The 17,603-nt window shown below is 65.3% G+C and carries 20 protein-coding genes, 1 tRNA gene and 1 pseudogene; 6 read left to right on the top strand and 16 right to left on the bottom strand.

Annotation, left to right across the window (positions count from 1 at the left end):
- Positions 1 to 23 precede the first annotated feature (23 nt).
- Together ACRDU5_RS12595 and ACRDU5_RS12590 are read right to left on the bottom strand one after the other, a co-directional pair.
- A complete protein-coding gene (locus ACRDU5_RS12595; RefSeq protein WP_526614878.1) occupies positions 24 to 1,586 on the bottom strand; it encodes a carotenoid oxygenase family protein in 1,563 nt (520 codons plus the stop codon).
- A 1-nt stretch (position 1,587) separates the two neighbouring features.
- The gene (locus ACRDU5_RS12590) at positions 1,588 to 2,832 is read right to left on the bottom strand and encodes an acetyl-CoA acetyltransferase (RefSeq protein ID WP_526614877.1); all 1,245 of its coding nucleotides are present in this window, start codon (positions 2,830 to 2,832) and stop codon (positions 1,588 to 1,590) included.
- A gap of 524 nt (positions 2,833 to 3,356) precedes the next feature.
- Here ACRDU5_RS12590 and ACRDU5_RS12585 point away from each other — a divergent pair.
- The 6 genes from ACRDU5_RS12585 to frdD all read left to right on the top strand — a co-directional run bounded on the left by ACRDU5_RS12585 (position 3,357) and on the right by frdD (position 7,328).
- A complete protein-coding gene (locus tag ACRDU5_RS12585; RefSeq protein WP_526614876.1) occupies positions 3,357 to 3,680 on the top strand; it encodes a hypothetical protein in 324 nt (107 codons plus the stop codon).
- 100 nt (positions 3,681 to 3,780) lie between these two features.
- Entirely contained in the window at positions 3,781 to 4,023 is a 243-nt protein-coding gene (locus ACRDU5_RS12580) for a hypothetical protein (protein WP_526614875.1), read from the top strand.
- A 9-nt stretch (positions 4,024 to 4,032) separates the two neighbouring features.
- Entirely contained in the window at positions 4,033 to 5,772 is a 1,740-nt protein-coding gene (gene frdA, locus ACRDU5_RS12575; RefSeq protein ID WP_526614874.1) for a fumarate reductase (quinol) flavoprotein subunit, read from the top strand.
- A 61-nt stretch (positions 5,773 to 5,833) separates the two neighbouring features.
- Positions 5,834 to 6,577: a succinate dehydrogenase/fumarate reductase iron-sulfur subunit gene (locus tag ACRDU5_RS12570; RefSeq protein ID WP_526614873.1), complete on the top strand. Its 744-nt coding sequence runs from the start codon at positions 5,834 to 5,836 to the stop codon at positions 6,575 to 6,577.
- Complete coding sequence (locus ACRDU5_RS12565) at positions 6,574 to 6,966, top strand: fumarate reductase subunit C (protein WP_526614872.1); 393 nt, start codon at positions 6,574 to 6,576, stop codon at positions 6,964 to 6,966. The genes ACRDU5_RS12570 and ACRDU5_RS12565 overlap by 4 nt, the downstream gene beginning before the upstream one ends.
- Positions 6,963 to 7,328, top strand: a complete 366-nt coding sequence (frdD, locus tag ACRDU5_RS12560) for a fumarate reductase subunit FrdD (RefSeq protein ID WP_526614871.1) — start codon at positions 6,963 to 6,965, stop codon at positions 7,326 to 7,328. The genes ACRDU5_RS12565 and frdD overlap by 4 nt, the downstream gene beginning before the upstream one ends.
- 58 nt (positions 7,329 to 7,386) lie before the next feature.
- Here frdD and ACRDU5_RS12555 read toward each other — a convergent pair.
- From ACRDU5_RS12555 to ACRDU5_RS12490, 14 genes and pseudogenes are all read right to left on the bottom strand, one after another.
- A tRNA-Arg gene (locus ACRDU5_RS12555) sits at positions 7,387 to 7,459 on the bottom strand.
- Between the two features lie 20 nt (positions 7,460 to 7,479).
- Positions 7,480 to 8,301, bottom strand: coding sequence for an LLM class F420-dependent oxidoreductase (locus tag ACRDU5_RS12550; protein WP_526614870.1), 822 nt, complete (start codon positions 8,299 to 8,301; stop codon positions 7,480 to 7,482).
- A gap of 166 nt (positions 8,302 to 8,467) precedes the next feature.
- Entirely contained in the window at positions 8,468 to 9,184 is a 717-nt protein-coding gene (locus ACRDU5_RS12545; RefSeq protein WP_526614868.1) for an anti-sigma factor, read from the bottom strand.
- The gene (locus tag ACRDU5_RS12540; protein WP_526614867.1) at positions 9,181 to 9,759 is read right to left on the bottom strand and encodes an RNA polymerase sigma factor; all 579 of its coding nucleotides are present in this window, start codon (positions 9,757 to 9,759) and stop codon (positions 9,181 to 9,183) included. Before ACRDU5_RS12540 ends, ACRDU5_RS12545 begins: the two co-directional genes overlap by 4 nt.
- Positions 9,756 to 10,520: a DUF1365 domain-containing protein gene (locus tag ACRDU5_RS12535; RefSeq protein ID WP_526614866.1), complete on the bottom strand. Its 765-nt coding sequence runs from the start codon at positions 10,518 to 10,520 to the stop codon at positions 9,756 to 9,758. Before ACRDU5_RS12535 ends, ACRDU5_RS12540 begins: the two co-directional genes overlap by 4 nt.
- 36 nt (positions 10,521 to 10,556) lie before the next feature.
- Positions 10,557 to 11,630, bottom strand: a complete 1,074-nt coding sequence (locus ACRDU5_RS12530; protein WP_526614865.1) for a poly-gamma-glutamate hydrolase family protein — start codon at positions 11,628 to 11,630, stop codon at positions 10,557 to 10,559.
- Positions 11,631 to 12,857: an Nramp family divalent metal transporter gene (locus ACRDU5_RS12525; protein WP_526614864.1), complete on the bottom strand. Its 1,227-nt coding sequence runs from the start codon at positions 12,855 to 12,857 to the stop codon at positions 11,631 to 11,633.
- An 86-nt stretch (positions 12,858 to 12,943) separates the two neighbouring features.
- Positions 12,944 to 13,180 carry a hypothetical protein gene (locus ACRDU5_RS12520; RefSeq protein WP_526614863.1) on the bottom strand — a complete coding sequence of 79 codons (237 nt, stop codon included), beginning with the start codon at positions 13,178 to 13,180 and terminating at the stop codon, positions 12,944 to 12,946.
- A 67-nt stretch (positions 13,181 to 13,247) separates the two neighbouring features.
- Positions 13,248 to 13,514, bottom strand: a complete 267-nt coding sequence (locus ACRDU5_RS12515) for a hypothetical protein (protein WP_526614862.1) — start codon at positions 13,512 to 13,514, stop codon at positions 13,248 to 13,250.
- Positions 13,515 to 13,547: 33 nt separating this feature from the next.
- Positions 13,548 to 14,624 (bottom strand): NAD(P)H-dependent amine dehydrogenase family protein, encoded by a 1,077-nt coding sequence (locus ACRDU5_RS12510; protein WP_526614860.1) that lies wholly within the window; start codon positions 14,622 to 14,624, stop codon positions 13,548 to 13,550.
- A 10-nt stretch (positions 14,625 to 14,634) separates the two neighbouring features.
- On the bottom strand, positions 14,635 to 15,426 hold the full coding sequence (locus tag ACRDU5_RS12505; protein WP_526614859.1) for an SDR family oxidoreductase: 792 nt from the start codon (positions 15,424 to 15,426) through the stop codon (positions 14,635 to 14,637).
- A gap of 154 nt (positions 15,427 to 15,580) precedes the next feature.
- The gene (ku, locus tag ACRDU5_RS12500; protein WP_526614857.1) at positions 15,581 to 16,519 is read right to left on the bottom strand and encodes a non-homologous end joining protein Ku; all 939 of its coding nucleotides are present in this window, start codon (positions 16,517 to 16,519) and stop codon (positions 15,581 to 15,583) included.
- A gap of 22 nt (positions 16,520 to 16,541) precedes the next feature.
- A complete protein-coding gene (locus tag ACRDU5_RS12495) occupies positions 16,542 to 16,904 on the bottom strand; it encodes an Lsr2 dimerization domain-containing protein (protein WP_526614856.1) in 363 nt (120 codons plus the stop codon).
- A gap of 139 nt (positions 16,905 to 17,043) precedes the next feature.
- Positions 17,044 to 17,603 (bottom strand): annotated as a pseudogene (locus ACRDU5_RS12490) (hypothetical protein); the annotation flags it as partial.

The following is a 17,603-nucleotide window of genomic DNA, read 5'->3' as shown; positions in this document are numbered from 1 at the left end:
GTTGGCCGGTCGCCGGACTCCACCTAAAGCCCGATCGCGGCGGCCGATGTGTCGGCACTGTGCCAGCCTCGCAACCGCGAACCCGCAGCCCAGGTCGAATGGGTGCCGCTGGAAATCCGCTCCGGCAGAGCCAGTTTGCACACCGGGCCGTCGGCCACCCTGGCGGCATCGAAGACTAGGCAGTACGACGCGTCGGCGTTCATATCCGTGGTGAGCGTGACCAGGTAGCCGTCGTCCTCACCCGTGCCGCCGACGCGCGGCGCCATCGCTGTCTCGCTGCCGTAGACGCCGTCTTCGAATACGAAGCGCTCCGCGGACCCGCTGCGCAGATCGTGCTTGACCAGTCCGTCGAAAAGGAACCAGCCTGGCTTGCCGGTTGCGGCATACGTGTAGCGGTAGTCGCGGCCGGCATAGCCGGCGTTGATCATGCCGAATTCGGTGATGCTGTCGGTGAGCTGCTCCTCGGTGGTGGCGCCGGTAACCAGGTTGAACCGCCAACGGCGCAGCCGGGTCTGCAACCGGTCGAGGGCCAGAAACCGGAATGCCGTCTGCCTGGGGGCACTCCCCTCGCAGGCTGGGGGCCCACCCGCTTGCGGGGGATTGTTACCCGTCAGGCTGTCTACCGGGGCGGGATCGCCCTCATAGAATCCGTCGAGCACGATCTCGTCGCCGTCTTCGTAGGCGTTGGTGAAGTGCAGCACGAACGTCGGATCGGCCTCGAACCAGCGAATGTCATCCGGCCCGCCGCGGCGCGGGATGACCGCAAACCGCGACGGCATCTCGGGGTGGAATCCGGGCAGGTGGATGTCCGCTTCCAGCAGCTTGGGATCCCAGAACAACGGAAAGTCGTTGAGAATGGCGTAATTCGGTGTGAACGCCATGTCGTGCGGCAGCCGCGGACCAGGCAGCGGGATATCGGTGATGTGCACCAGATCGTTATTGGCGTCGACCACGCCATAGCGCATGTACGGGGCTTGCTTGCTGTAGGTGAAGAACAGCAACTCGCCGGTGGCGTCGTCGACCTTCGGATGCGCCGACACGCCCCAATCGAATGGGAAGTGTCCGTTGAAGTCCTCCTTGCCCAGTGTCTCGGCGGTCAGCGGGTTGACGCGGTACAGATCCCCGCACTGGTAGAAACTGGTCAGCGCGGTGCCGCGATGCACGATGACGTCGGTACTCGACGCGTCCTTCATCAATGTCCGCGCGCCCCAGCCGTGGTCGCGCTTGGCGATCTGCACCGGTTCGGCCAGCCCCGGCCACAGCGGGCCGCCGGCTTCGTCTTCCGCCAGTAAACCGTCCGTGCGGATGAATCGATTGCGGTAGAACACTTTTCCGTCGCGAAAGCCGACGATATGAATCATGCCGTCGCCGTCGAACGGGTGGTAGAACTTGAGTGCGGGATGCAGCGGGTTCTCGGTGTTGCGCAGATACACCCCGTCCAGGTCGTGCGGGACTTCGCCGTCGACGACGGTCAGGCCGTCGGCATCCCATTCGGTGGTCTGTGGCCGCCACGGACCGGTCCGGTAGGGGTGGTCGTCGTCCTCTGGCAGCGTGGACAGGAACTTTCCGACGATCTCGACATCCATCTCAGGCCTCCGGTGCCGCGCCGACGACGAAGCTGACCGTGGTGGCGGTGCTGCCGCCGAAGTTCACTGTGCCGAATGTCTTTGCGCCCTCGACTTGGTAGCTGCCAGCAGTGTTGCTGACCTGTTTGGCGGCATCGACGAGCATCCGCACCCCGGACGCTCCGACCGGGTGGCCGCCGCCGATCAGGCCGCCGCTGGGGTTGATCGGCAACCGCCCGCCGATTTCGATCTCGCCGTTCTCGATGGCCTTCCACGACTCACCCGCCCCGGTGAGCCCGATGTGGTCGATGACGAGGTACTCGCTGGGTGTGAAGCAGTCGTGCACCTCGAGCCCGTCGACGTCGTCGAGCGTCACACGGGCGCGGTGCAGGGCGTCCAGCGCGGCGGCGCGGACATGCGGCAACACGTACGGCTCGCCGGCGGCGCGGTCGAGCTTCTGTTGCAGGCTCAGGCCGACGGTGCGGTGTCCCCACCCGTCGATCCGGCCGATCGGCCGCACATCGGGGTGGTCGCGCAGGTAGTCGTCGGTGGCGAGCACCACACCGGCCCCGCCGTCGGTCATCTGGCTGCAGTCAAAGCGGCGCAGCCTGCCCTCGACGACGGGGTTGATCTCGTCATCCACGTCCGAGCCAGCGGCCCCGCCCAGCAGGTCGGGCACGGTCCAGCCGCGGGTCTGCGCGTTGGCGTTCGAGCGGGCATTCGCAAAATTGAGCTGGGCGATCGCGCGCAGGTGGGTTTGGTCGAGGCCGTAGCGGCGGTCGTACTCGTCGGCGATCCGGGCGAACATGTTCGGCCACATGAACTTGGCGTCGGCGCCTTCATGGCCGATCCAGGCGGCCGCGCCGAGGTGCTCGGCGGCGGTGTCGCCCGGCACCGTCTTCTCCAGTTCGACGCCGACCACCAACGCCGTCCGATAGGCGCCCGATCGCAGGTCAGCGATGGCGGCCAGCGTCGCGACGCTGCCCGACGCGCACGCGGCCTCGTGACGTGCCGACGGGGTATTCCACAGCCCCTCGTGCACGCTGGCGGGCATCGCGCCGAGGTGGCCCTGACCGGCGAACATCTCGCCGAATGCATTGCCGACATGGACCACATCGATCGCGGCCGCGTCCAACTTCGCCGCGGCAAGCGTGGAATCGACCACTTCGGAGGTCAGGTCGGCAAAATCCAGACCCTCCCGGGTCAGGTTGCGGCTGAAGTCGCTCTGGTAGCCGCCGAGGATCCAGACGTTGGTCGTGCGTCCCATGACCGAACGGTACTACAACTAAAAGAGTGACTCCAGAGGAAGCGAACCGACGTGAGGGCGGCCCCGCCGGCTCGGGTCTGAACCGACGAGACCTCGGCAAGCGCGGAGGTCGACCGCCGCGCCCGCCTGTCCGCAGCATTGCCCATGCCGTCGTATGACAAACGTGCCAATCCCGGACGCATGCTTCTAGGCGTCAACGCCTGGTTAGCACGGCCTCGAGACAAAGAGGGACCAGCACGTCGTCGGCGGAGGAGGCGGCGGAGCATCTGCCAAAATGCCCGGATGAACATTGCCCTGCCCCCACGGGACTATGTAGTAGGTGTGGCAGACATTCCAATCCCAATTCGGTGAGTAGTGGACTACTCGATTCGTCGTTTTGGACCGCACCATATTCGATGAATAAACGATGGATTGGTGCGGGCTCGGAGCGAACATAGGGCCCGAAGTGCTCCTTCGCGAAGCGCTTTCAAGCCAAAACACTCCGTTCACGAAACTAATTCGCTTAGCTAAGAATAACCTATCGTATGAATCGCAAGCTGAGCCCAGCCGAACGAGCCCGGCTCGCGGAGCAGTATCGCAGCGGCACGTCGGCTCTGGAACTTGCGCGCCCGTTCAAGATGCACCGTCAGACGGTCGCCAGGCAGCTAAAGCGGGAAGGTGTTGCTCTCCGGCCCCAACTGAAGCGGACACCACAGCTGACCGAACAAGCCACCAGACCTTACGCAGACGGCTACACACTCGCTGAAGTCGCCACGCAGCTAGACGTACACGCGAGCACGATCGGCAGGGCGCTCAAGTGTGCCGGTGTGAGACCACTTCATGACGCTGCCGAGCATTTCAGCCAGTGAGAGCGCGCGCGTGGACGTCGAAAGTGGTGGACGCGCAGTCTTGTCCGGCATACCCTACATATGATCTGGATCACTCGCCTGACACCCGAGGAGGCGGACGATGGTCGCGACCACGACGCACTTCATGAAGCAAAAGGCACCCTGCGGGCGAATGGCAGATGGCGATCGCCATATCGAAAATGACGACGACGGCTTCTCGTACGACGACTTCAAGTACGCGTGCGGCTGCCGCGTGATCCGGCACGTGTACCACGACGGAACCACTCGCTTCCGGACGATCCGGCATGACGGCAAAGTGTTGAAGGACGAGCACTGCGGCGAGCACGAAGCGTTTGAGGTCTGAGCCACGCCGATGACCGCGTCGCACAACATAGTGGTGATCGGCGGCGGCGGCGCTGGCCTGCGCGCCGCAATAGCGATAGCCGAGACAAATCCGCGCCTGAGCGTGGCGATCGTCTCCAAGGTGTACCCGATGCGCAGCCACACCGTCTCGGCAGAGGGCGGCGCCGCGGCCGTAGCGGGCGAGGATGACAGCCTCGACGAGCACGCATACGACACGGTTTCCGGCAGCGACTGGCTGTGCGACCAAGACGCGGTCGAGGCCTTCGTCGCCGAAGCGCCGCGGGAGTTGTTGCAGCTGGAGCATTGGGGCTGTCCGTGGAGTCGTAAACCGGACGGGCACATTGCCGTTCGTGCATTCGGCGGAATGAAGAAGCTACGCACGTGGTTTGCCGCGGACAAGACCGGATTCCACATGCTGCACACGCTGTTTCAGCGCGCCCTCGCGTATCCGGACATCGTCCGTTACGACGAGTGGTTCGCGACGACCCTGCTCGTCGACGACGGCAGGGTGCGCGGTGTTGTCGCCATCGAGCTGGCGACCGGGCGCATCGAGACAATCCTTGCCGACGCGGTGATCGTGTGCACCGGCGGATGTGGGCGCGTGTTTCCGTTCACCACCAACGCGAACATCAAGACCGGAGACGGAATGGCCCTCGCGTTCAGGGCGGGGGCGCCGCTGAAGGACATGGAGTTCGTCCAGTACCACCCCACCGGACTGCCGTTCACCGGAATCTTGATCACCGAGGCGGCGCGAGCCGAGGGTGGCTGGTTGCTGAACAAAGACGGCTACCGCTACCTGCAGGATTACGACCTCGGCAAACCCACGGCCGAGCCAACGCTGCGCAGCATGGAGCTCGGACCCCGGGACCGGGTGTCCCAGGCGTTCGTGCACGAGCAGGAAAAGGGACGGACCGTTGACACAGAGTACGGACCGGTCGTCTACCTCGACCTGCGACACCTTGGCGCCGAGTTGATCGACACAAGGTTGCCGTTCGTGCGCGAGCTGTGCCGGAATTACCAGCACATCGACCCGGTTACCGAGCTAGTCCCCGTGCGACCGGTGGTGCACTACATGATGGGTGGTGTTCACACAGATATCCATGGCGCCACAACGCTTTCCGGGCTATATGCGGCAGGCGAAACGGCATGCGTCAGCATCAATGGCGCCAACAGGTTGGGGTCGAACTCGCTGCCGGAGCTGCTGGTGTTCGGAGCCCGGGCGGGCCACGCCGCAGCGGAGCACGTGACAACGGTTCGCGGTGCCTCGGCTGCAGTGGAGGCGCAGGCACGCACCGAGACGCATAGGCTCGAACGCGAACTCGCTCGCCACGCCGAGGGGAGCGATCGAATCGCTGACATTCGGACGGACATGCAGGCCACGCTGGAAGCCGCCGCCGGGATCTATCGTGACGGACCCACCCTGACCAAGGCGGTCGACCAGATCCGGGTGCTGCAGGAGCGATTCGCGAAGGCCGGCATCGACGATCACAGCCACACGTTCAACACCGAGCTGACGGCACTGCTCGAGTTGTCGGGGATGCTCGACGTCGCACAGACGATCATCGAATCTGCTTTGCGCCGAGAAGAATCCCGGGGCGCGCACCAGCGAACCGACTTCCCCAAGCGCGACGACGAGCAATACTTGGCGCACACATTGGTGCATCGAGAATCCGACGGATCAGCGCGGGTCGACCACCTCCCGGTGACGATCACGCGCTGGCCGCCGGGCGAACGCGTGTATGGGAGATAAGGGCGAGCGCTGGGGGTACCTCCCACCCGAAGGGTAGGGGGACGACGGGAGAGGTGGAGCGATGGCGGACCGAATCGTTATGGAGGTCTCGAGGTATCGACCCGAGATTGAGTCAGAGCCGGTCTTGCAGGCCTACGAAGTTCCCGTTACCCGTGAAACGGCGATTCTGGACGGTCTGAACTACATCAAGGATCACCTCGACGGGACGCTGAGTTTCCGATGGTCGTGCCGGATGGGCATATGTGGCAGCTGCGGTTACACGATCAACGGCGACCCGAAATTGGGGTGCGCGACGTTCCTTGCCGATTACCTGCCTGGGCCGGTGCGAGTCGAGCCGATGCGAAACTTCCCGGTCATCCGCGATCTGGTCGTCGACATCAGCGACTTCATGGCCAAACTGCCGCGAGTCAAGCCCTGGATCATCCGTGACGACGAGCTGTCTGTCGATGATGGCGAATACTTGCAGACCCCAGCGGAATTGGACGAATACGCGAAGTTCAGCATGTGCATCAACTGCATGCTGTGCTACTCGGCATGCCCGGTGTATGCGCTGGACCCGGACTTCCTCGGTCCAGCGGCGATCGCTCTGGGTCAGCGTTACAACCTGGACTCGCGCGATGAAGGTGCGGCGGATCGGCGGGACGTACTCGCCGCCGCCGACGGCGCTTGGGCGTGCACCTTCGTGGGCGAATGCTCGACGGCTTGTCCGAAGGGAGTTGACCCGGCGGGCGCGATACAGCTCTACAAGCTGACCGCGGCAACCCATTCGGTGAAAGATTTGCTGTTCCCCAGGGGCGCGCGATGACAACGCCCGTCCGCGCTTATTCACCGCCGATCGACCGGTATTGGTGGGTGAAGCGGCGGTCGTACCTGCTTTTCATGCTTCGCGAAATCAGTTGCGTCTTCGTGGCGTGGTTCGTTGTGTATCTGTTGATACTGGCTCATGCGATTGGCGCAGGGCCGGATTCATACGTTCGGGTCCTGGATTGGAGTTCCAATCCTGTCGTGGTAGCGGTGAACGTCGTCGCACTGGTTTTCCTTCTGCTGCATGCTGTTACTTGGCTCGGTTTGGCGCCACGTGCAATGGTGATTCACGTTCGGGGACGCCGTATTCCTGCCGGTGCGGTCCTAGCTGGGCACTATGCGGCCTGGTTCGTCGTCTCGGCGGTCGTGGCATGGGTGGTGATGTCATGAGCACATCGACGCCGCCTCGGCGGTCGGCTGAGCCCTTCCTCTGGCTGCTGTTCAGCGTCGGCGGCATGGCGGCCGCGCTTGTTCTGCCCGTCCTCTCGTTACTGTTCGGACTGGCGTTTCCGCTCGGGTGGCTCGAGGCTCCGGACCATGCGCACCTGCTGGCAGTCGTAGGGAATCCGCTGACCAAACTTGTGCTATTCGGGGTCTGCGCGCTGGCCCTGTTCCATTCGGCGCACCGCTTCCGGTTCACGCTCGAGCATGGGCTGCAACTGGGCCGGTTTGACCGGGTGATCGCTGTCTGCTGTTACGGCACAGCAGGTTTGGGATCCGCGGTGGCGGGTTGGGTACTGCTCACCGTGTAACGGTGCAAAACCGGGCCTTGTTCTTCGGAAACAACCTCTGAGCTGCAAATATGCGAAGTGCCCCCGGCAGGATTCGAACCTGCGACACCGGCTTTAGGAGAGCCGTGCTCTATCCCCTGAGCTACGAGGGCGGGACGCTGGGAGCTTACCGTTAACGGAGTTCGGCGATCACTTTAGAGAACGGCTCGGCGTGCTTGTCCTGAACGATCAGGTAGCTCACGCCGTAGGTGTCCCGATACCCGCGAATGGTGTCGGCGATCTCGCGCGTTGACCCGGACAGCACTGCGGGCGTCCGCAACAACTCCTCGTCGGACATCGACGGGAGGGCTCGACGGGTGATCGACAGGTCGGGCCGCCCGGACTCGTCCCTGGGCAGCGCCGTGATTGCGATATTCAGCTCGAGGTCGTCGAAACGGTCGTCCGCCGCGCGCCGGACGAAGTCGATCCGCTCGGCGAGTGGATCGGCCCCGTCGCCGGCTGGCGCACTCCCGGTCAGCCCGATGATGTTCGCCTGTTGCGCTGCGACCGTCAGCAGCCGGTCGCCGTTGCCCGCGATCAGGACCGGCACGTCCGGCAGATGTTCGCGCATGTACTCGGTCACGTGCGCCAGGTACTCGATGCGCTGACGGGCGCTGGGATACGGCAGCTCGGCCTCCTCGAACTCCTCTCGCACATAGCCCGCGCCCAGCCCGAGTTCGAATCGGCCATTCGACAGGTCGCGCAGTGCCCGCACGTCGCGGGCCAACAATGCGGGCTTGTAAAAGCAGGCGTTGAGCACGAATGTCCCTAGCCGCAGCGTCTTGGTGGCCGCGGCCGCCGCCATCAATGTCGGGAAGGGTGCCGGCGCCCCGATGTGATCGGGAAGGTGCAACACGTCGAAGCCGAGGTCCTCGGCTCGGCGCGCCGCCTCCTGCACCGACGACATCGACGTGGCGACCCGCAGGCCGACACCGAACCGGAATTTCTTGGCCATCCCACGATGGTAGGCAGCGCAGGCCCGGAGCCGTCCGCCATGTTTGAAGCCGGCGCCGTTTGGGCAATCCACACCCGCGGACTTCGCGACAGCGGAGTTCAACAGCAAGGGAGCCGCCGCTCGATCCGGCCCGTCGTGAGGTCACTCCGACGGGCCGGATCACTGTTCAGGTCAAGGGCAGCTCGGCGAAAACCGCGCCGGTCGGCTGGTCGGAACCGCTGCCCGGCTCGACGGTGAACGCCAGGGCCCTGGAGGTTCCGAGATCCGGAAGCACCGCAGTTGTCGATGGTGCGACCGCCTTGGCGTCCATCGTCCCCGCCGACTTCGGGGATCCTTCGCCGAGTAGCCACATCTGGTACACGGTGCCTGGTTCCGGCGGTGCGACGTTGTTCATCACCAGGACGCCCGCGTCCTTCTCATGGGAGAACACCAGTGTGGCGGTGCCACCGGTGGGGATGGGTCCCGACACGGTCCGCACGTCCGCTGCGGCGAACACCTGTTCGGCGGTCGACGGCGCGGCTGGTGGCCGCACTGCGAGGCCGACGCCGAGCGCGCCGAGCCCGATCGCCAGCACCGCAGCAGCCGCCAAAATCGTTGTGCGCCAGCGCATCGTGCCCTTCGATGGCAACTGGCGCACCGGGTCGTCGCTGACAGTGGCCAGCAGTCGGTCACGCAGTGGGGCGGGTGGCTCGACCGCGGTCGCAGCCGACACCACCGCCATCGTCTCGTGCACGGCGCGCACCTCTGCGGCGAATGCCGCCGCCACTTCCGGCGGGGCAGCGGCGATCCGCCGCTCGACGTCGGCGCGTTCGGACTCGGTGAGGGCGTGCAGCGCGTAGGGCGTTGCGAGCGCGGTCACGTCGGGATCCAGTGGTTCAGTCATCCGAGCCCCAGACACTTGCGCAATCCGCGGATGGCATCGCGCATCCGCGACTTGATGGTGGCGAGGTTGGCCGACAGCCGCTCCGATACCTGGGCGTAGGTCAGCCCCTCGTAGTAGGCCAGCTGGATGCACTCCCGCTGCACGTCGGTCAGCGACCCCAGGCAGTCGGCGACCTGGCGGCGCTCGTCGCGCAGGATCACCGAATCGGCGACCTGATCGGCGGGCGGGTCGATGTTGGCGGCCCCGTAGCGGGACTCGCGCTGGCTGGCCGCCTGCTCGGAACGGACTCGGTCCACCGCGCGCCGGTGCGCCACCGTGAGCAGCCATGCCAGCGGCGAGCCCGACGCGGGGTCGTAATTGGCAGCGGAGCGCCACACCTGAAGGTAAACGTCCTGGGTGGTTTCCTCGCCGTAGCCGGGGTCGCGGAGCACGCGGGTGACCAGACCGAACACCCGGGCCCGGGTGAGGTCGTAGAAGGTGGCGAATGCGTCGACATCGCGCTGTGCCACCTGGCGCAACAATGCGTCAAGGTCGGTGGTCACGAGCGGTAGCCTATCCGCATTCGCGAGGATCACAGCCGCTCAACCCTCTCACTTGCGGTGACAATTGGCCGCGGCGTCAACGGCACCCGGCGCAGCCACAGTGTGATTCCTTGAACCCGGATGCTTAACCTCTCCATCAGCGGGGCCAGCGGTGCGATCAACTGCAGCAGGATGATCTCGCCGACGCTGGCGCGTCGTCTGCTGCCGCGCAACGTCGCAACGAACGCCGGTTCGTTCTCGCGGTGCAGCGAGATCGTCACGTCGAGTTCCGCGTCCGGCCGTGGCGCCCGCACCAGGTAATAGCCGTCGACGCCGTTGAACGGCGAGGCGTACAACTGCTTCATCACCATCGCGGGCTGGCCACCATCGGGTGGCAGCAGGTACGCGTGGCGACCGCCGTAGGTGTTGTGCACCTCAGCGAGTACGTGGCGCAGCACCCCATCCGAGTCGTGACACCAATACAGGCTCAGCGGATTGAAGACATAGCCGAGCACCCTGGCCTGTAGCAGCGCGGTGATGGTGCCGCCCCGTAGATCGATGCCGCGGTCGGCCAGCAGGGCGTCGATGCGTTGCCGCAAGGTGTCGCTCGCGTCGCCATCGAAGTGATCACCGGCGGCGAAGCGAGCGAAGGGCCGCAGCCAGCGAGGCAGCCGAGGTAGGTCGTCGACGTCGACGTACCAGCTGTAGCTGCGGTGTTCGAAGTAGTGGTGAACTGGCGCCCGGCGCAGGTGGGTGATCCGGGTCCGATACAGCGCCGGTGTGATGGCGCGCGCGCTTGGGTGCGTGTGTTCCACATCGGTTATTCGGAGCCACCGAGTGCAGGGATGGGACTAAGCCGCCGGTAGTACCCAGCTATGCGCGGCCGCCACCAGCCCCTGGATCAATGCGGACGTCGTTGGCGACAGCCCGTCGTCCTCGGGCGGCGCGCTACGCGGGCTGATCCCGCGCACCCGCGGCGACAGTTCGAGCTGGGTGCCCCCGCCGCGCACCCGGTTGACCGGATTGTCCGGATGCAGGCCGCGCAGCTCGCGGGGGATTGCGTCGAGGTCGGTGACGACGTGGTAGCCGGGCACCGCGACGTGATGAGCCACGTGCGCCGCCAGCGCGCGGTTGCGGCCGCCGGCCAACAGTTGGGTACTGCGGCCGAGCCGGCCGTACCCGTGCAGCGACACCGCGACGTCTACGTGGTCGAGGAATTCCGCGAGCCGTTCGGACTCCTCCGCTCGATAGAGCGCCGAGGGCAAATGGTGCGGGTAGTTCTCCGGATGGCGCAGCAGATACACCGATGCATCGGCCGCGTCGGCGGCACGTTCGGCGATGACGTCGGTCATCTGCTCGAGTCCGCCGCCGTGGATGGCCAGGAAGCCAAACCGCGAGCGCAGCGTGCTGGACTCGAGCACACCCGGATCGGCGAGCAACTGCGAAAGGGAATGCGGGGCACCAGATTTCGAGCTTCTCTTGGGTAATGGCCAGTGCGACGGATCCCAGCGGCGGAGAAACTCGATCCACCGATGGGGCAAATCGTGGTGCAGCGCGCCGTCGATGATGCGCTCCAGATAGCCGGGACGCGGCGGCCCGGGATCGACGCGGTGGTCGATGTACACCCAGGCGTCGGCGGGTCCGTCGTCGGTGTGCACGGTGAGCCGGTCGCGGCGATACCGCACCGGAACTCCTTCGGCGCTGTCCAGCGTGGCCAGGTCATGATCGGAGAGCCGCCACACCACGCCGTGCACCTGGGAGCCGTCGAACGGCTCAACCGTGGCAACGCCACGCTCGTTGATCAGCCAGTCATGGTCGGCGAGCATCGCCGCGCGGGGATCGGTGGCGCCGGGGCACCGTCGCGCCATCTGCCTCGCGCACAGATTGGACCCGTACGCGAAGTACCTATGACGGCGTGCCAGCATTCAGCCGGTGACGGTCAGATAGATCAGCACCACGTTGAGCAGCGTAATCAACGCGGCGACGATCCAACCCAACGCGGTGGTCACCCGGTGGTTCGTGTCGTCACCCATCAGTGCGCGATCGCTGGTCAGCCGCACCAGCGGGATCAGCGCAAACGGGATCCCGAACGACAACACCACCTGCGATATCACCAGCGCACGGCTGGGATCGATACCGAACGCGAGGATCGCCAGCGCCGGGATCAGGGTAACCAGCCGGCGCAGCAGCAGCGGGTAGGACCGCCGCAGCAGGCCCTGCATGATCATCGCCCCGGCGTAGGCGCCGACCGAGGTGGACGCAAGGCCCGAGGCCAGCAGGCCGATCGCGAAGAGCAGCGCGACCGTCGGCCCCAGTGTGTCGCGCACCGCCGCATGCGCACCCTCGATGGAGTCGGTGTTATCGCGGCCCTGCAGGTTGGTGGCGGCGACCAGCAGCATCGACAGGTTCACCGCGCCGGCGACCAACATCGCCAGCCCGACGTCGATCTTGGTTACCCGCAGCAGCCAGTCTCGCTGCGGACCCGCCTCGGGATGGCCGTGCCGATCGCGGGCCAGGCCGGAATGCAGATAGACGGCGTGCGGCATCACGGTTGCGCCAAGCATCGCGGCGGCCAGCAGCACGCTTTCCGCGCCCTCGAATCGGGGCAGTAGGCCGGCTGCCACATCGCCGGGCGCCGGGGGCTGCACGAACAGGCTGGTGAGGAAGCCGATCGCGATGATCAGCAGCAGACCGCTGATCACCCGCTCGAACATCCGTTGGCCGCGGCGGTTCTGCACGGCGAGCAGCAGCAGCGACACGGCACCGGTGATCACACCGCCCACCAGCATCGGCAGGTCGAACAGCAGGTACAGCGCGATGGCGCCACCCACGACCTCGGCGAGATCGGTTGCCATGGCGACCAATTCGGCCTGCAGCCAGTAGGCGATCCGCGTCGGGGTGCGGGTGTGATCGGCGACCGCCTCGGGCAGGGTGCGCCCGCTGACCAGGCCCAGCTTGGCCGACAGATACTGCACCAGCACGGCCATGGCGTTGGCCAGGACGATGACCCACACCAGCAGGAAGCCGAACTGCGCCCCGGCACTGACGTTGGCCGCGACATTGCCCGGATCGACATAGGCGATGGCGGCGACGAATGCTGGGCCGAGCAGATACCAGCTGGGACGGAACCGCAGCTGAGTGTCCTGGATCAACTAACCCCACCTTCTATCCGGGTATACGAATAGAAAAGTTAGGTTAGACGAAACCTCCGCAGTTGGCTAATGCGGGTGCGGTGCGTTCACCACCCAATGCCGATGCCGTCGAAGCCGATGATCGGAAAGCCCCAATACGGGTAGTAATTGGTGGCCGGCGGTGACGTGACGATCTGGGTGCTGCCGTTGCTCTCGCACTGCGTCGTCGTCGGTCCGGTGTTCGTGCACTCGGGTGCGGCCGCGGCGACCGGTGCCGCCAGGACTGAAAGACATACGACTGCTACCGCCAAAAGCGGCGTCAGATATCGAATCGCTTTCCGCATCGTTGGCCTCCTCAGCGGCCACGAAAGGGTTGTCAACGGCCCGCGTGCTGGCCGCCGTCATCAAAAATCAGGGGAAGAAAAAGCCGGGGCCGCCGTACATGTCTCCCCACGGACCGTCAAACTCGGGCTCCGCCGGGGTGGCATCGATCGAAACGTTGCCGGGCGACACGCACTCTGTCGTCGAGCCGCCGAGGGCTTCCGAGCCTCCCGTGTCGGTGCATTGCGGCAGGGTGGGGTCGTTGGGCTGGGCGCCGGCTGCGGGAGCGGCGGCGATCGCCGCTGCCACACCAGCTGCGGCGATTAGCGGAGTGAGATAACGCAATGTGGTCTGCATAGGCAAGTCCCTCGTTTCAGTTCTACCCCGGTCCTATAGAGCAGCGTACAACCCTTTTCCGGTGATCAAAGGCAAGTCCAGCGTCGTCCTGATCCCGGGCGGTGCGTCCACCACCGCGGGGATGGCATTGACGACGCGCGCGGCCGTGGCGACCAGGCCGGCATGGTTGTGATCGCCGTTGCGACTGCTCAGGCAGATGTCCAAGCCATACGACGGCTCACCGGTGATCTCCACCCGGTACGAGCCACCCGGCTGGGCCGGTTGCGGCCAGTCCGGACGCAGGTCGTCGCGCAGTCGGGTGACGTGTTCGAGCACGACGGCGGGCTTGCCGCCAAGCATTCCCCGCACCTCGAACCGCAGCGCCGCCGCGCTGCCCTTCGGTATGTGGCCGGATGCGATGTCGAAATCCTCGGGCGCCGGCTCGCGAACGTAGGTCTCGGTCACCTCGTCGAGCGAGATGCCGAGACCCGCCGCGAGCTGACGGACCACCGATCCCCACGCCAGACTCAGCACACCCGGCTGCAGCAGGATCGGTATGTCGTCCAGCGGCTTGCCGAAGCCCATCACGTCGAACATCACGGTGGCGCTGTCGTAGGTGTCGTAGTTGATGATCTCCATGCACCGGATCTGCTCGATGCTCTGGCACGTTCCCGCCAGCGCAAGGGGTAGAAGGTCGTTGGCGAAACCGGGATCGATGCCGTTGACGAACACGCTCGACTTGCCTGCCTTCGCGGCGTCCTCGATCGCTGAGACCACTTCTTCGGGCATGACCTGCCATGGGTACTGCAGGAAGACGGCGCTGCTGCCGACGACGTTGACGCCGGCCGCGAGGATGCGCCGATAGTCCTCCAGTGCCTCGGGCAGCCGGTTGTCGGCCATCGCGGTGTAGACCGCACATACCGGCTCGGCCGCCAGCACGGCGTCGAGATCGGTGGTGGCGGTGATGCCGGTCGAATCGTCAAGTCCGGCAAGCTCTGCGGCATCCTTGCCGGCCTTGGCATCCGATGACACCCACACGCCGGTGAGCTCGAATTGCGGGTTGGTGATGAGTTGAGTCAGTGCGTGTCGACCGACGTTGCCGGTGCCGATCTGCGCTACGCGGAAGGCCATGGACATCTCCTCACAGATCAGGGATGGGAAGGTCGAGATTGGGGAAGGTCAGCCCGCCGTCGACTTCGAGCGTCTTGCCGGTCAGGAAACTGCCGGCGGGTGATGCGAGATACACCGCCGCGGCGGCGATGTCGACGGGATCGCCAAGCCGTCGCATCGGGGTCATTTTCTCCATCGGTTCGCGCAACTCGTCGTTGGAGGCCACCACATCGAGTGCGGAGGTGAGGATCGATCCGGGTGCGATCGCGTTGACCCGGATTTTGGGGCACAGGTCGAGTGCGGCCAGCCGGGTGTAGTGGGCGAGGGCGGCTTTGGCGGTGCCGTAGGCGGCGAACCCGCGGCCGGCCAGCCGTCCCATGGTCGAGGTGATGTTGATGATGCTGCCGCCCCCCGAGTGCTCGAGCATCAGCGGCACGGCCGCGCTGGTCAGCGCGTGGGCGGTCCCGACGTTGAACGTGAGGGCGTCCTTGAGGTCCTTTGTCGAGGTGTTCATCAGCATGTTCGGCATGGTTCCGCCGACGTTGTTGACGACGATGTCTAGTCGTCCGAACTCACCGACGGCCGCCCCGGCCAGCTCGGCGGTGTTCTCCGGGTGGGCCAGATCGCCGACCACCACGTGGGCCCGTCGCCCGGTTGCCTTGATTTGCTCGGCGACGGCGTCGAGCTCGGACTGCGTCCGCGAGGCAATCAGCACGTCCGCACCCGCTTCGGCGAAGGCCAGCGCCATCGCGGCTCCCAGCCCGCGACCGGCTCCGGTCACTACCGCGACTTGGTCATCCAGCCGAAATCTGTCGAGTATCACGTCAGCCTCTCTTCCCTCGCCGGGCGACACCGTAACAAGGCCGCGTCTTCGGCATGCCACTCCGCGAGTTCTGCGTGAGGGCTGTGGAGCCGCGCGAAATCACAACCCTGGTGCAGAAGTCGGTGTCGAGCCGGTGAAGCAGACCCGATTATCGCTACTTGTTTGCCGCTGCCTTCTTGGCCGTCTTCTTCGCCGCTGCCTTCTTGGCGGCCTTTTTAGCCGGTGTCTTCTTGGCGGCCTTCTTCGCGGATTTCTTCGCCGGTGACTTCTTGGCTGCCTGGCCGTCACCGGACGCGCCGCCGCGCCTTGCCTTCACGCTGGCCTCGAGTTTGGCCAACAGATCCGAGACGTCCTCGGTCTCATCCAGCTCTTTGGGCTCCTGCTCCTCGGCCCTAAACGCCTCTCCACCTTCGAGTTTCGCTTCCACCAACTCCTTGAGCTCCGCCTGATAGGTGTCCTCGAAACGTTCGGGATGGAAGTCGTCGGTCATCGACTCGACGACCTGGCCGGCCATCTTCAGCTCGGCCGGTTTGATCTCGACTTCCTTGTCCAGCACTGGGAAGTCGGGATCACGGACCTCGTCGGGCCACAGCAGGGTGTGAATGACCATGACGTCGCGCTTGCTGAAGTCCTTGACCCGCAACGCAGCAAGGCGGGTCTTGTTGCGCAGGGAGAAATGCACGATCGCGACTCGGTCGGTCTCCGACAACGTCTTGGCCAGCAGCACGTAGGACTTCGACGATTTGCCGTCCGGCTCGAGGAAATAACTCCGGTCGTACATCAACGGGTCGAGGTCGCTGGCCGGCACGAACTCGACCACCTCGATCTCGCGGCTGCGCTCCTCCGGCAATGTGGCGATGTCTTCGTCGGTGATCACCACCATGTGCCCGTCGTCGGATTCGAAGGCCCGCGAGATGTCGCGGTAGTCCACGACTTCGCCACACACCTCACACACCCGCTTGTACCGGATGCGACCGTTGTCTTTCGCGTGGACCTGGTGAAACTTCACGTCGTGGTCTTCGATCGCGCTGTAGACCTTGACGGGGACGTTCACCAGGCCGAAGGAGATCGAACCCTTCCAGATGGACCGCATAGGGCCAGTATGGCGCACGCGGTTAATGGGAACGGTTATCGGCTTCGCCTGGTGACCGCGACGTTGTATGCGTCCAGCACCTCGCGGGGGATCCGGCCGTACACCGCAACGCCGTACCGTTGTTGCGGGCCCACACCCTGATGGCTGTCCGGCGTTCGGCGGCAGCGGCGGCTTGCCCAGCTGCTTCGCTCGAACGGCGCAGGCGTCGCCGACCCCCGGTCCGGCGCGCGGCGTTGATCCACGGCTGCAAATCGCCGCGCAGCCGCATCGCGTTCTGTTTCGACAGGTCGATCTCGTACCTGGCGCCGTCGATCTCGAACTCCACCGTCTCATCGGCGGTCGACGAATCGTCGAAATCGTCGGTGAACACTACGTTCAGAGCCAATGCTTGCCGTCCTTTACGGTTCCCGTCCGGTTCGAGGCAGACGTCACCGACGATTGGCCCCCTCCCATTGGGGCGGGGAGGGGGCCAATCTTTTCGTTACAACGTTCCGAGTCGGCGAGGGGCGACGACCCGGACGCTGTCAGCTACCCTCGGCTTCCCCCGTGCTGGCGCCAGCCGGGCTACCGCCTGCATCAGCGCCGTCGTCATCGCCGCGACCACTCAGACCCTTGAGCGTCTTGTCGATCCCGTCACGAACGTCGTTGAAGGCCTTGTCGATTCGATCGGCAGTGCCCTCGAAGGCGGCCTGGAGACGCTGGCCGGGCTTGCTGGCCGCTGCACCATTGGAACCCGGCGTGAACTTGTTGCCGAGCTTGAGGATCTGAGGGCCGCGATTGCCGGCGTTGTTGCCGGTCTCGGTTTCCTTCGTCTCGGCGTTCAGTTCGTTGCCGGGTAGAACCTCGGTTCCGGCTCCCTCGGTGGCGCCAACGGTTGGCCCTGGCGGGGCCGGAGGATTGTTTTCGCCAGCCTGACCGCTGTCCAGTGCCAGCATCTGTCGGCCCTGGATGCCGGTCTCGTTGGCGGCAAGGAGGCTGAAGCCAGAGGTTGGCTGAGGCGGCTGGTTGAGGACGCCCGCGATCAGACTGCGTATTTGATTGATCGCACCGAAGGGCCCCGCGATGAAATTGGTGTCGGTGATGC

Origin of the sequence: Mycobacterium sp., from assembly GCF_050701515.1 — a bacterium.
Lineage (GTDB): Bacteria > Actinomycetota > Actinomycetes > Mycobacteriales > Mycobacteriaceae > Mycobacterium.
This window is presented reverse-complemented; position numbering and strand designations above follow the sequence as displayed.

What these genes read in the sequence shown, in the direction of transcription:
- ACRDU5_RS12585 (WP_526614876.1), top strand. Translation starts at nt 3,357, where the DNA reads ATGAATCGCAAGCTGAGCCCAGCCGAACGAGCCCGGCTCGCGGAGCAG.
- frdD (WP_526614871.1), top strand. Translation starts at nt 6,963, where the DNA reads ATGAGCACATCGACGCCGCCTCGGCGGTCGGCTGAGCCCTTCCTCTGG.
- ACRDU5_RS12515 (WP_526614862.1), bottom strand. Translation starts at nt 13,514, where the DNA reads ATGCAGACCACATTGCGTTATCTCACTCCGCTAATCGCCGCAGCTGGT.
- ACRDU5_RS12570 (WP_526614873.1), top strand. Translation starts at nt 5,834, where the DNA reads ATGGCGGACCGAATCGTTATGGAGGTCTCGAGGTATCGACCCGAGATT.
- ku (WP_526614857.1), bottom strand. Translation starts at nt 16,519, where the DNA reads ATGCGGTCCATCTGGAAGGGTTCGATCTCCTTCGGCCTGGTGAACGTC.
- ACRDU5_RS12590 (WP_526614877.1), bottom strand. Translation starts at nt 2,832, where the DNA reads ATGGGACGCACGACCAACGTCTGGATCCTCGGCGGCTACCAGAGCGAC.
- ACRDU5_RS12580 (WP_526614875.1), top strand. Translation starts at nt 3,781, where the DNA reads ATGGTCGCGACCACGACGCACTTCATGAAGCAAAAGGCACCCTGCGGG.
- ACRDU5_RS12520 (WP_526614863.1), bottom strand. Translation starts at nt 13,180, where the DNA reads ATGCGGAAAGCGATTCGATATCTGACGCCGCTTTTGGCGGTAGCAGTC.
- ACRDU5_RS12545 (WP_526614868.1), bottom strand. Translation starts at nt 9,184, where the DNA reads ATGACTGAACCACTGGATCCCGACGTGACCGCGCTCGCAACGCCCTAC.
- ACRDU5_RS12530 (WP_526614865.1), bottom strand. Translation starts at nt 11,630, where the DNA reads ATGCTGGCACGCCGTCATAGGTACTTCGCGTACGGGTCCAATCTGTGC.
- ACRDU5_RS12550 (WP_526614870.1), bottom strand. Translation starts at nt 8,301, where the DNA reads ATGGCCAAGAAATTCCGGTTCGGTGTCGGCCTGCGGGTCGCCACGTCG.
- ACRDU5_RS12510 (WP_526614860.1), bottom strand. Translation starts at nt 14,624, where the DNA reads ATGGCCTTCCGCGTAGCGCAGATCGGCACCGGCAACGTCGGTCGACAC.
- ACRDU5_RS12565 (WP_526614872.1), top strand. Translation starts at nt 6,574, where the DNA reads ATGACAACGCCCGTCCGCGCTTATTCACCGCCGATCGACCGGTATTGG.
- ACRDU5_RS12595 (WP_526614878.1), bottom strand. Translation starts at nt 1,586, where the DNA reads ATGGATGTCGAGATCGTCGGAAAGTTCCTGTCCACGCTGCCAGAGGAC.
- frdA (WP_526614874.1), top strand. Translation starts at nt 4,033, where the DNA reads ATGACCGCGTCGCACAACATAGTGGTGATCGGCGGCGGCGGCGCTGGC.